Raw genomic sequence first — 13,017 nt, 5'->3', positions numbered from 1 at the left:
GGGCATGGGCGCCGGATTCGCGGTCACCGGCGGCCGGGAGGGCTGGACCCGTACGCTGCTGACCGCGATCGGGGTCGGGCTGGGTGTGGCGCTGTTGCTGCTGACCACCGCGATCCCCGGCGCGCTGGGCGCCCGGGACGACCGCGGGCGGGCCCGGGACGAGCACGCGGGCCGGGCGGCCGAAGCCGGCGCGAACACCCTGCTGATCGGGATGGCGGACACCGCCTACAAGGGTGAGGACATCCGCGGCCGGATCCTGCGCGCGGAAGGCCCGGACGCGCCGATCCCGCCGGGACTGCGCAAGCTGCCCGGCCCGGGCGAGATGGTCGTCTCGCCCGCCCTGGCCGAACTGCTCGGCTCGGACCGGGGGCGGTTGCTCAAGGAGCGCTTCCCCTACCGCACGGTGGGCCGGATCGCCGACCGGGGCCTGATCGGTCCGGACGAACTGGTCTACTACCTCGGCAGCGACGCGCTCGCCGCGGACTCCATGTCGACGCTGCGGATCACCGAATTCGGCAACTCGATCCCGGCGGAGAAGCTGGACGCCAGACTGCTTCTGCTCGTCCTGGTGATGTTCGTGGTGCTGCTGATGCCGGTCGCCGTACTGATCGCCACGGCTGTGCGGTTCGGCGGCGAACGGCGCGACCGACGGCTCGCGGCGCTGCGGCTGGTGGGCGCGGATTCCCGGACCACCCGCTGGATCGCGGCCGGTGAGGCGTTCGCGGGCTCGCTGTTCGGGCTGCTCCTCGGGCTCGGCTTCTTCCTGATCGGTCGGCAACTGACCGATGTCGCGGCGGCGTTCGACTTGAGCATCTTCCCGAGCGACCTGGATCCGAGCGTGCCGCTCGCGGTCCTGGTGGCGCTCGCGGTGCCGGCCGCCGCCGTCGCGGTGACGTTGTTCGCACTGCGTTCCGTGGTGATCGAGCCGCTCGGCGTGGTGCGTACCAGTACGCCGATCCGGCGCCGGGTGTGGTGGCGGTTGTTGCTGCCGCTCGCGGGCGTGGCGCTGCTGTTCCCGATGATCCGCCGAGGCGCCGATCGCGGCGAGTTCAACGAACTGCAGGTGGTCGCCGGGACGGTGCTCCTGCTGGTCGGTGTCACCGCGCTGCTGCCGTGGCTGGTCGAGGCAGTGGTGTTCCGGCTCGGCGCCGGTCGGGTGCCGTGGCAACTCGCGGTGCGCCGGCTACAACTGGGCAGTGGCCTGGCCGCACGGTCGGTCAACGGCATCGCGGTCGCGGTGGCGGGCGCCATCGCATTGCAGATGCTCTTCCTCGGCGTCGATCAGGACTACGTCAAGGAGACCGGCCAGGACACCGAGCGGGCGCAGATGTCGATGTCGTCCGATGTGCGGGCGGGCAGCGACAAGGTCGCCGAGATCACCCGGGCGATCCGGGAGAGCAAGGGTGTGCGGTCCGCCTTCGGGTACGCGAGCACCCGGATCGGCGATCGGGCGGAGGACCCGGCCGGCTCGACCTCGTTGACCATCGGGAACTGCGACGCGCTGCGCGAGCTGGCCCGAATCGATCGATGCGCCGAAGGCGACACGTTCGTCATCGAGGCCCGCGCGAACCCGTTCGGCGAGATGCAGGTGGCCGCCGGGCAGCAGGTGATCGTCGATCCGTCGTACGGCCCGAACTCGGAACGGTCGGCCCGCACGCCGTGGCGGATTCCGGCGGCCGCGGCGACGGTTCCGGGGCGGGCCGACCCGCGCGGACGTTCGTACGACGGCGTGCTGGCGACGCCGAGCGCGGTGCCGGCGGCCGCGACCAAGCGCCTGACCCTCTCGATGGACATCCGAATCGACCCGGCGGCTCCGGACGCCCGGGACCTGGTCCGCAACGCCGCGGCCCGGGTCGACCCGCTGTCCTCGGTCTACGATCTGTCCTCGATCGAGGAATCGCGGCGGTTCGCCAACGTGCGCACGGCGCTGTTCATCGGCACGGCGGTGGTGCTGGCGCTGATCGGCGCGAGTCTGCTGGTGACCATGCTGGAGCAACTGCGGGAGCGGCGGAAATTGTTGTCGGTGCTGGTCGCGTTCGGCACCAGGCGCAGCACGCTGAGCTGGTCGATCCTGTACCAGTCGGCGATCCCGGTGGTCCTGGGGCTGATGCTCGCGGTGGCCACCGGTGTGGGGCTGGGTGCCGCGCTGCTCGGGATGGTGGGTCGGCCGTTCACCGTGGACTGGTCCGGCATGGCGGCGATGACCGGGATCGGCGCGGGCGTGGTGTTGCTGGTCACGGCGTTGAGCCTGCCGCCGCTGTGGCGGCTGATGCGACCGGATGGACTGCGTACGGAGTAGCGGTACCCAGGCTCCGGTCGGTGGATGGTGGTGGTGCCGGGTTCGGATTTCCGAGTCCGGCATCGCCGTGTCGTGGGTGGTGTCCTGCCACCGCACCGGCGGGGTATTCAGGGGCCGCTGTGGAGATATGCCGAGCATCGTGCACCCGTTCAGGCGAAACCTGCCGAGGGTGCGTTCGTTGTCACAGACATGGACGAGATGGAGGTCGTGTTGGTCGGGCCGGTCACGGCGGTCGCCCGGGTCTGCGTGCGGCTGCGCGAGACCGGCGACCTGGTGGCGGCCGATCGGATCGTCTCGGCCGAGGAGGACCCGGGGTTCGGCTCGTGCCGGGTGCGGATGACGGTGCCCGGGCGCGCCGCGACGGACCCGGAGCCGCCGCCGAGCCGGGGCGCGTCGGTCGGCCTGTTCACCGCGATGGCGGCGTATCTGGGCAACCCGGCGCAGTGCCGGCGCGGTTCGGGTCGGCATCGGGCGCCACCGAGAGCGTGAGCGCGCCCCCGGGGCATGGGGCGCGCGTTGTGGCGCGGCCGCCCGGGGGCGGTGGGCCGGGCTCGGCGGGTGTCAGGTCTTGCGGGCGACCGCGCCGAACTGCGGTACGACCGGCGGCAGTTCGTCGGCGGGGGCATCGGTGCGCCAGCGGGAACAGGTCACGATGCCCGGTTCGAGCAGTTCCAGACCCTCGAAGAACCGGGTGAATTCGGCGCGGCTGCGGGCGGTGATCGGTGGTTTCGCGTTCTCGTTCCAGAACCGCATCGCCTCGACGTTGCCCTCGCCGCCGAGTTCCGTGGTCGGGTGGGTCACCACGAGGTAGCTCCCGGAGGGCACCGCCGCCATGAGCCGGTGCACGATGTCCACGGCCGTGTCGGTGTCCAGGATGAAGTTGAGGCTGCCCAGGAGCATCACCGCGATCGGTCGCTCGAAGTCCAGCGTCGCCTTCGCGGTCGCGATGATCGCGTCCGGGTGGTGCGCGTCGGCGTCGATGTAGTCCGTGGCGCCTTCGGGGGTGCTGGTGAGCAGGGCTCGGGCATGCGCCAGCACCAGGGGATCGTTGTCCACGTACACGATCCGCGCGGCGGGGTCGACCCGCTGGGCGACCTCGTGCGTGTTGTCGGCGGTGGGCAGCCCGGTCCCGATGTCCAGGAACTGGTCCACGCCCGCCTCGCCGGCCAGGAATCGCACCGCGCGGCCCAGGAAGACCCGATCGGCTCGGGCGACTTCGCCGATCGAGGGGAACATGTCGGTGACGTGGTCGCCGACCTTGCGGTCGATCGGGTAATTGTCCTTGCCGCCCAGCCAGTGGTTCCAGACCCGGGCGTTGTGCGCCACGTCCTGACTCGATGTCGGCATGCCCTCGTCGGGTCGACTCTCGCTCACGGGGTGGTTCCTCTTCCCTGTGCGCCGTGCACCCGGCGCCTGTTCGCCGTTCGGCGGGCGCGTTTCCAACCAAGGGCGGCACCGACCGGCGCGATCGAACCGATTCCCGAACCATTGTGCCAGGCGCCGACCGTTCGGTTCGCTTCGGTGACCGGGCGTGTCGGGCTCGGGTGGACCGGCGCGTGCGCGCCTCGCCATCGTGCCGATCGGCGCCGCTGTGGCCGGGGCGCGGCGGGTTGGCGATGGTGGAGGGATGACCGAACGGCGGTTCGACACCCGGGCGCTCGGCGACGCGTACGAGCGGTCCATGGGGCGGTGGAGCAGGGCGGTCGCGGCCGAGTTCGTGACATGGCTCGACGCGGACGCGGGGCTGCGCCGGGTGGACGCGGGCTGCGGTACGGGCGCGTTGACCGCGACCGTGGTGGACCGGTGCCGGCCCCGGTGGGTGCTCGGGCTGGACCGGTCGGCCGGGTTCGTGGCGCGGGCTCGGGCCGGGGTGCCGGCGCCGGCCGGGTTCGTGGTCGCCGGAGGTGCTGACGGGGTTCGCCGGCTTCGACGAGCTGTGGGAGCCGTTTCTGGCCGGACAGGGACCCGCGCCCGGCTATGTGGCCGCGCGCTCGCCGCCCGCCCGGGACCGGCTGCGGGAGGCGCTGTGCACGGCGGTGCCGACCCGGGCGGACGGGTCGATCACGCTCACGGCCCGGGCCTGGCGATCCGGGGCACGCGGGCGGGGCACGGAGTCCGGTGCGTGCGGGGCCGAGCGCGGAGTCGGGTGCGCGGGCCGCCGGGCACCGAGTCGGGTGCGCGGGCTGCCGGGCAGTACGTCGGGTGCGCGGGCTGCCGGTGAGCGTGGTCGGCAACGACGAATACGAACGCACCCTCGGAGGAATTCCGGTCCGGGGCGCGTGCGCGGGCGGGTGGCGACGGGTTGTCTGTGCGCCGGAGTGGGCGTGGGGGTGCGGCGGGTGGGGTCGGTGTCGGGATTGTCGGAATTCCCGAATGGAGCGGAGGTCGCTGCTTTGCATATGCAATTGCATGCGTATCACTCGGGAGGGTGGATTCGCCATGCGCGCGGGTCCGCTCGGGGGTAGGCGCGAAAATCGGGCCGATCGGACGCTTTGCCGATTTCCGATCGAATTTTGGCGTCGCCTGTACTTTTATGTTTCCGGGCCTGTGGTTCTCGACGGTTCGGCGGTCGCTGCCGGCGGATCGGCAGGACGTCCTCGATCGTTTCGGATGCCCGGGGCCGTGTCCGTGCATTTGCATTTCTGCGGATTCGTTGGTGCCCGGGAAATTCTGGGAGTAGCTTCCGAAACGTCGAATGACCCCGGATGGCGGTCACCCGTCCGGGGTCATCGGGAACAACGATCAAGGAATCGAAGATGTTGATCGAGTTATCCGGCGGAGGGTTTTCGGGCCGCCTCCGGCGATTCCCGAAAGTACCATTCCGTGCTTTTGCCCGGGGGGAACGATGCGAAGTCCGAGGATCGACGAGGCGGGGTGCGGGGACGGGGGGATCGCGAGCCGTGCGGGGGTCGCGGGGGTCGCGGGCGTTACGCGTGTCGCGCCCGGATCGGGCGCCCGGGGGTCGTTCGTGAGGCGCGTGCGTATCGCGAGCCGGGACGTTTCCGGGCTCGCGGTCGCCGCCTCGGTCGAAGCCGGAGGGGAGAAACAGGGGATGAACGCCCGGAGGGGCATCACCCGGTGCGCGGCGTGCGGTCGACGATTCGCACAGCGCAAGGTGACCGGCCGCAAGCGGCTGTACTGCGACCCGACCTGTCGGCAACGGGCGCAGCGGGCGCGCGAACGGGCGCGGGCGCAGGCGCAGGCGCAGGTGCGTGGGATGTCGGTGCGGGTCGAGGCGGGCGAGCAGGCTGCTCGGGTGCGGGCCGCCAGGGCCGTCGAATCCACCGAATCCACCGAATCCACCGAGCACGCCGGTCGGGTCGATCCTCGCGCTCTGGAGACGGGAATCGTGGCGATCCTGCGCCGGGTGGCGTGCGCGCTGGAGGAGGCCGAGCGCACGCGTGAGCCGCTGCGGGTGCGGCTCGCCTACGCGGATCGGCTCAGCGGCGAGACCCGGCGCTATCGGGCGGTGGTGGGGGAGGAACGTCCGAACTCGGCGACGCGGCCGCGTCCGGAGTGGTCCGCGCAATTGGCCGCGCGGCTGGGCGCCCGCGCGGACCCCGGCGCGGACGCCGGCGGCGACGAGGACCTCTCGTCGTCGCAGCACGCGGGCGAGCGGTTGGCCGCCGCGTTGCGTGAACTGCGCCGTGCCGACGGCGTGACCGTCGCGGAACTGGCCTGGCAGGCGGGGATCAGCGAGGGCTTCCTGGACCGGATCCTGGCCGGCGAGGTCTGGCCGTCGTGGCCGGTGGTGGAGACGCTGGCCGGAAAACTGGGCGGCGAGGCCCACGAGTTGCGTGCGCTGTGGGAGTGCTCGCGTGGGATCGACCACCACATCCGGCGGGAACTTCGGGACCTGGCAATGCTGTTGGCGCAGATGTTGCGCGGCCTGTGGCTGGCCGCCGGGCGACCCGCGTCGGACCGGATCGGCGGCGCGCCGCTCACCCCCGACTCGGTGGGGCGCATCCTGGCCGGCGAGCTGATTCCGGATCGCGGCACCGCCGAACTCCTGGTCGTACGCCTGGGCGCGCACCCGGACGTGATCCGTCGGTTGTGGACCCACGTGCACTACGGCGTCCTGACCCGCCTCGGCGACACCGGATTCCCACCCGGTGGACTCCCCTTCACGGCACTCGCGGGCGCCGACCCGGGTGTGGACGCCGGTCCCGGTGTTGCCGATGTCCGGTGACCCGCGTGCGACCCGGCCCGTCGGTCTCGTCACGCCCGCCGGAGTAGGCGCACGTGCAGGCGTGGTCGGGCGGTCCCGTGCTCCGCTCGACTTCGCCGCGTTCTGCCTGCTCTACCGGGCCCGTTGGGCGCAATACGCCCGCCTGCGGGTGGGTGACCGGGTCCGCGGGGATCGAGCCGTGCAATCGGCGGTCGCGGAACTGGCCGTCAACTGGGCGGACATCCTGCGCGGACCGAACCCGACCGCCGGTGCGTGGCGGATCCTCGGCCGGGCGGTCACCCGCGCTCCCGGCCCGATGCCCGTCCCCGCGCGGGACACCCTGCACGACGCGCTCCCTGGTCCTCAGGCGGACGCGGTGCTGCTCCACTATCGGCTGGGCCTGACGCTCACCGCGACCGCCGACCTGATGGGCACCGACCCACCCGAGGTGGCGGCACACCTGGTCGCGGCCGAACGCACCCTGCCCACCGCCATGGTCAAAACCCTCGAACGCGACCCCGAAGCGAGCCACGGCCCATCGTGACGGAGGATGCCGACCGCGTCGGGCCGCGACGGACGTCGTCCGGTGGATGGTTTCGGCGGCGCTCGACGGCGGGCGGGGCGTATCGCGTCGCCATCACAAGCGGGTCGTGCGCGGGGCTTCTCGAAGGAGTGGCTGTCCGGGGGCCGGGTGCGCGCCTAGCATGGCCGGGGGCAGCCGGGACGGTGGCGGTGTGCCCGGGCGGGTGCGGAATCGAGGGGGTCTGGTGGGGGACGCGGAGAAGCACGTTTTCGAGATCGACGTGGACACGCCCAGTGCGGCTCGGATGTACGACTGGTATCTCGGCGGTACGGACAACTACCCCGCCGATCGGGTGGCCTGTGAGGAACTGCTCAAGATCGTCCCCAGTACCCGCGAACTTGCCCGCAACAACCGGGCGTTCCTACAGCGGGTGGTACGGGTGCTGGCCGCCGAGTACGGGATTCGCCAGTTTCTCGACCACGGATCCGGGTTGCCGACGCGGGAGAACGTGCACCAGGTGGCCCAGGGCGTCGATCCCGGTTCCCGGGTGGTGTACGTCGACAACGACCCGATCGTGTTGGCGCACGGCCGGATGTTGCTGGAGGAGAACGACAACACCGCGGTGATCCAGGCGGACATGACCGACACCGCCGGCATCTTCGACCACCCCGACGTCCGGCGGCTGATCCGACTCGACGAGCCGGTGGCCGCGTTGTTCGTGTCGGTGCTGCACTGTCTGCCCGATGCGGCAGAGCCCGCCGCGATGATCCGTCGGGTCGCCGAACGGCTGCCCTCGGGCAGCTTCATGGTGATCTGCCAACTGGTCAGTGAGGACGCGGAGATCCGGGACGGGGTCAGCGACTTCATGGCCGAGGCGACCGGCGGCAACTGGGGACGGGTGCGTGAACCCGCACAGGTGGACGCGTACTTCGCCGGGCTGACGATTATGGAACCGGGCCTGGTCGAGGTCTCCACGTGGCGACCCGACTCGCATGTCACCGCGCGCCAGGAGACCGATGAGTGGATCGAGTACGGCGGCCTGGCCCGGATTCCCTGACCGCACCCACACCGCCCGCCGAGCACCGGGACACCGGCGCACGGGTCAGTCGGTCCGGCCCGCCGCGAACCGCCGTTCGGCGTCGCGCAGCATGCGTTCGCTGGACAGGCGGTCCTCGGCGGCGGCCCACAGTCGCAGCAGGATCTCCCGATAGGCGTCGATGTCCGCGCGCCTGCTCAAGTACGTGGCGCTATTGGCCTGTTCCAGGTAGATCATCTCGCTGGGGCCGCCCGACGCGAAGCGCAGATACGTCATCGGCGACGGCGGCGTGATGCTGGCGGCGCGGTCGAAGCGTACGACGCGGATGTTGATGCGATCCCGCCCCGACTCCGCCAGCAGGTGGCGCATCTGCTCGGCCATCACCTCCGGGCCGCCGACCGGGCGACGCAGGATGCCCTCGTCCAGCAGCGCGGTCAGGTCCGGTCGGCGCTCGTCCGCGAGCAACGCCTGGCGCCGGCAGCGCAGATCGATCCGTCGCTCGACCTCCTCGTCGTCGGCGCGCGGCAGCCCGGTGCGTACGATCGCGCGGGTGTACGAGGGCACCTGCAACAGGCCCGGGACCACGTGCACCTCATAGGTGTCGATCTTGGTGGCCGAGTCCTCCATGCCGATCAACCGCGCCAACCAGCCCGGCATCACGTCGCTGTAATGGCTCCACCACGCCCGCTCCAGCGCCTTCTTGAGCAACTCCTCTATCTCGGAGAGGGATTCCTCGTCCCGCACCCCGTAGAAGTGGACCAGGTCGAAGACGTCCCGGGCGCGTGGCGGGCTCTCGCCCCGCTCCAGACGGCTGATCTTGGACATCGAGGCCCGGATCGCCTCGGCCGCGTCCTTGAGTCCCTTGCCGTTGTCCAGGCGCAACTTGCGCAGCGTGGCCCCGAGCACCTTCACGGCCGCGGCCGGATTGCTCTGCTGGGTCAGTGACACCACGGGTGCGATCGACGGGGCGCGGGCCGGGCGGTCGGCGGACATACGGGCTCCAGGAATGGACGTGTCGACGCACGCCATTATCGCGAGTCGAAACCCGCCTGTCCGTCGATCCCACGGCCGAGCCCGGGCCCGGACCTTCCCCAACCTCGCCCGCACCGCCCGCGCCTCGCCCGGACCCCGCCCGGATCAGTCGATCGGGGAATCGATCCCGCCGTTCTTGGCACCCGCGACGAACGCGGCGATCTCCGCCCGCGCGTAGACCAGAGCCGGTCCCCGCGCGCGCAGCGAATCGCGCACCGCGACCTCCCCCTCGGGCAGCACGGCGAGTTCGACACAGTTGCCCTCGGCCGTGCTCGCGCTGCTCTTCACCCACGTCACGGACCCGAACGAGTCCGCCGGATCCCCGTTGCCGGCACGCATCCTCATCACCCTTTCCGATCCCGCCCGATCGCGACCCGCACGGCGCGATCACGGACGCGACAGCCGTCTCGCAAAACCACCTGCATTTGCATCATGGGACCGAGTGAACGTCCCGTCACGGGAAACCGACCCGGAAGTCCCTCGAAAGAGTGCCCGATCCGGGTCGGCGCAGACCTCCCGAAGTCGCACCCGATCCCGCCCGATCGCCCCCGCCCCCCGAACGACCGGCGCCGTAACCCGGGGCGCCCGCGGCAACCGACCCGACCCCTCGAAACCGGTCTCCGGGAGAGAGATCCGGCCGAAATCAGAGGGTTGACCGGCGCCCGGAGCGAACTTGGGATTTGTTCAACACACGGTCACAAGATCCTTGCGCGCAGTTGGCAATCGGGACTTGTGGCCCGCCGCCGCAATGGCGTAACAAGGAACCCGCTGATGGTGTGACACAGCTGATCGGCGTGCCCCACACCGCGGTTCCGCGACCGCGGAACCCGACGGGGAGGGGCCGCGCGGCACGACCGGAACCACCCACGCACGGCTGGACAGGCGGGACGTCCTCCCACGTCCCGGAACGAGACACACCGCTCCGGCCCCGCGGGGAGCCGCCGGCGGCGTCCCCGACGAGCAACGCTGTGCCCACTTTCCCCGCACAGCGCCGCGGTGGGGGCCGCGCCCGGGGGAAGGGACGCTTCAGTGGAACCGGAGCGGGTATCCGAACTTTCCGATCTACTCGCGTACGCACGCGCTTCTCGTACCGGCGCCGGCGGGCGAGCCGTGATCATCAGAACCCCGTCCGGCATGTGGTGCCGTGAACTGCTCGTCGAGTTCACCGACCGACAACGCCGCGCCGGCGCCGCGCCGATCCTGGTCTCGTGCCAACACCGCGACGCGGACCAGCCTTTCGCCGCGCTGCGCCAGCTGCTCACCGGCCTCGACGACGCCGCCGACACCCCCGGCGACTCTCGCTTCGACGAACTGCGCCGGGCCCTGCCGCACGCCGTCCCCGACAACGACCGGCAGCTGTTCGACGAGCTCTACGAGGCGCTGCTGCCCGCGGTGCGGCGCTGCCCCCGAGTGATCGTCGTCGACCACGCGCAGTGGATGGACGACGCCTCGCTGCGGTGGTTCGCGCACCTGGTCCGCCGACTGTCCCGACTGCCGCTGCTGGTGGTGCTCGGCGTACGCGTCGACGACGACCTGCCCGCGCGCGACGCGCTCGAGGACATCGGCGCGCAGGCCGCGTGCCACGAGACCACGCTGCGCCCGCTGTCCGTGCACAGCGCCCGCGAACTCGTGCAACGGGCCTACGGCGGCCGAGCCCCCGACGAACCGTTCGTACGGCTGTGCCACCAGGTCACCGGCGGCGTGCCCGAATACCTGGCCCGGCTGGTCGACACCCAACTCCAGGCCGGGCTGCCCCCGGAACTCGGGCCCACCCGCTCCGGGATCCACGTCGACGGCAGGCCCCGGCTCACCCGGGCCGATCACATCCGCCGCATCGCCGCCCGGATCGAGGCCGCGGCGGTGACCACCCGGCTGGCCCGACAATCCGAGCGGGTCCGCGCGCTGGCCCAGACCGCCGCGTTGTTCGGCGACGGCGCCGACCTGGACATCGTCGCCGACCTGCTGGGCACCGGTCCGGACCGGCTGGACGGCCCGCTGGCCGAACTGGTCCGGATCGGCGCGCTGCGCCGCGCCCCGGTCGGCAGCCGGCTGATGTTCCGTACCCCCGAACTGCGGGACGCCGTCCACGACACCATCCCGGAGAAGCTGCTGCGCGACCGACACCTGCGTGCCGCCCGGCGCCTCGGCGACTATGGCGCACCCCCCGTACGCGTCGCCGAACACCTGCTGCGGATCGACACGCTGGACCTCGACGACCACGCGTGGGCGGGTGCGGTGCTGCACGAGGCGGGCCGCACCGCGCTGGAGGCGGGCGCGACGCTGCGCTGCGCCGAGTACGCCCGGCGGGCCCTGCGCGACGACCCGGCCCCCGAACACCGGGCCCGTCTACTCGTGTTGCTCGGACGGGCCGAGGTGCCGACCGCGCCCGAGGCCGCCGCGCGGCACCTGGAGGAGGCGCTGCGACTGCTGACCGACCCGGCCGAACGCGCCGAGGCGGTCCTGGAGTTGTGCCACGCGCACGTGCTGCGCCAGGGGGACTGCGTGGAGTCGGTGATGCGCCCGGCCCGCAGCACCGCGTCGCGACTGGGCGAACTGGCCGAGCAGGACTGCCCCGACCCCGACGTGCGGCTGCGCCTGCGCGCCGTCGTCCACCAGGGGGCACCGCACGGCGGCCGGCCCACACGCGAACTGCCGCACGGCACGGATTCGCCGGTGGACTTCACACGAGTCACCGGAGTCACCGCCGGCGAGCGCGAACTGCTCGCCGCGTTGGCCTCGGACAGTGCGTGCCGGGCCGAACCCAGCTCGGTGGCGCTGGACCTGATCGAACGCGCGCTCTCCGGGGAAGCGCCGCGCGGCAGCGCCTCGGCCCTGCTCCTGCTGCGCAGTGTCGTGGTGTTGGCCTGGGCCGGACGGCTCGACGAGGCCCGGGCGTGGGCGGCGGGCCTGACCGCGACCATCCCGATCGGGCCCGCGCACTCGCGGATCGGCCTGCCCGCCGTGGTCGCGCACTGCCTGTGCGCGGACATCGCGCTGCGGGCCGGGAACCTGCCCGAGGCGCTGTCCGAGGCGCGCACCGCGAGCCGACTCGCGCGCGGCCCCGAACTGTCCGCCCTCGCCCAACTGACCCGCGTGCAGTTGGCGCGCATCCGGGTAATCCTGGGCCAACACGACGCAGCCACCGCGATGTTGCGTGGATCCCTGGGCGTACCCCGGGCCCGGGCCACCGCGCTGGGCGTGCGCGGGCGATGTCGGCACGCGATGGGGGACATCCGAGGAGCACTGACCGACTATCTCGAATGCGGCCGGCGACTGGCCGAGCTGGGCATCGTCAACCCGGCGTTGAGCGACTGGCGAGGTGGCGCGGCACTGGCGCTGACCGAACTGGACCGGTGCGCCGAAGCGGTGCCGCTGCTGGACGAGGGTCTGGACATCGCGCGGCGCTGGGGCGCCGCGGCCACCATCGGTGAGGCCCTGCGCAACCGGGCACGGATCGAACCCCCGCGCGCCGCGGCCCGACTCCTGGAGGAGTCGGTCGCCGTCCTCGAACACTCCGGCGCCCGTCTGCAACTGGCCGAGTCCCTGGTGGAGTCGGGCCGGATGTACGCGCTGGCCGGGCAACCGGCGGCGGCCCGGCAGTCGTTGCGGCGCGGGATGGGCCTGGCCCAGGAGTGCGGTTGGGACCTGCTGGTCGAGCGGGCGCACAAGGACCTGCTGGCCTGCGGCGGCCGACTGCGCCGCACCAGCCTGTCCGGTCCCGGTTCGCTGACCCCCTCCGAACGCCAGATCGCCGAACTCGCCGCCGCCGGGCACACCAACCGTGCCATCGCCGAGTTCCTGTGCGTCACGCGCGGCACGGTGGAGGTGCACCTGACGCACGTCTACCGCAAGCTGGGCATCTCCGGCCGCTCCGCGCTGTCCACCCGGCTGGCCTCGAAGTAGCCGCCGACGCCGACCCGGGCCGGCCCGACCCGCGTCTCGCCCGCGCCGAACCGCGC

Annotated in this window: 9 protein-coding genes; 6 read left to right on the top strand and 3 right to left on the bottom strand. The window is 72.2% G+C overall.

The window, feature by feature from the left end:
• Nucleotides 1-4: 4 nt before the first annotated feature.
• Nucleotides 5-2,299 (top strand): FtsX-like permease family protein, encoded by a 2,295-nt coding sequence (locus ACZ4FV_RS34005; RefSeq protein WP_465324109.1) that lies wholly within the window; start codon nt 5-7, stop codon nt 2,297-2,299.
• A 189-nt stretch (nt 2,300-2,488) separates the two neighbouring features.
• The gene (locus tag ACZ4FV_RS34000; RefSeq protein ID WP_402230243.1) at nt 2,489-2,788 is read left to right on the top strand and encodes a hypothetical protein; all 300 of its coding nucleotides are present in this window, start codon (nt 2,489-2,491) and stop codon (nt 2,786-2,788) included.
• A 72-nt stretch (nt 2,789-2,860) separates the two neighbouring features.
• On the opposite strand, the gene ACZ4FV_RS33995 is transcribed toward ACZ4FV_RS34000, so the two are convergent.
• Nucleotides 2,861-3,646, bottom strand: a complete 786-nt coding sequence (locus ACZ4FV_RS33995; protein WP_395868431.1) for an SAM-dependent methyltransferase — start codon at nt 3,644-3,646, stop codon at nt 2,861-2,863.
• Between the two features lie 1,705 nt (nt 3,647-5,351).
• Here ACZ4FV_RS33995 and ACZ4FV_RS33990 point away from each other — a divergent pair.
• From ACZ4FV_RS33990 to ACZ4FV_RS33980, 3 genes are all read left to right on the top strand, one after another.
• A complete protein-coding gene (locus ACZ4FV_RS33990; RefSeq protein ID WP_465324075.1) occupies nt 5,352-6,488 on the top strand; it encodes a helix-turn-helix domain-containing protein in 1,137 nt (378 codons plus the stop codon).
• Nucleotides 6,489-6,549: 61 nt separating this feature from the next.
• Nucleotides 6,550-7,011, top strand: coding sequence for a hypothetical protein (locus ACZ4FV_RS33985; protein WP_395868030.1), 462 nt, complete (start codon nt 6,550-6,552; stop codon nt 7,009-7,011).
• Between the two features lie 223 nt (nt 7,012-7,234).
• Complete coding sequence (locus tag ACZ4FV_RS33980) at nt 7,235-8,047, top strand: SAM-dependent methyltransferase (protein ID WP_395868028.1); 813 nt, start codon at nt 7,235-7,237, stop codon at nt 8,045-8,047.
• A gap of 45 nt (nt 8,048-8,092) precedes the next feature.
• Here ACZ4FV_RS33980 and ACZ4FV_RS33975 read toward each other — a convergent pair whose 3' ends face one another.
• Both ACZ4FV_RS33975 and ACZ4FV_RS33970 read right to left on the bottom strand, forming a co-directional pair.
• Entirely contained in the window at nt 8,093-9,019 is a 927-nt protein-coding gene (locus ACZ4FV_RS33975) for a Scr1 family TA system antitoxin-like transcriptional regulator (protein WP_395868026.1), read from the bottom strand.
• Between the two features lie 144 nt (nt 9,020-9,163).
• The gene (locus tag ACZ4FV_RS33970) at nt 9,164-9,397 is read right to left on the bottom strand and encodes a DUF397 domain-containing protein (RefSeq protein ID WP_465324072.1); all 234 of its coding nucleotides are present in this window, start codon (nt 9,395-9,397) and stop codon (nt 9,164-9,166) included.
• A 657-nt stretch (nt 9,398-10,054) separates the two neighbouring features.
• Here ACZ4FV_RS33970 and ACZ4FV_RS33965 point away from each other — a divergent pair.
• Nucleotides 10,055-12,961 carry a helix-turn-helix transcriptional regulator gene (locus tag ACZ4FV_RS33965; protein ID WP_465324070.1) on the top strand — a complete coding sequence of 969 codons (2,907 nt, stop codon included), beginning with the start codon at nt 10,055-10,057 and terminating at the stop codon, nt 12,959-12,961.
• The last annotated feature ends 56 nt before the right edge of the window (nt 12,962-13,017 follow it).

The sequence above is a fragment of the Embleya sp. NPDC025285 genome (genome assembly GCF_055558835.1).
Note: the sequence above shows the minus strand (reverse complement) of the source record. Positions and strands in the feature narration are given on the sequence as shown.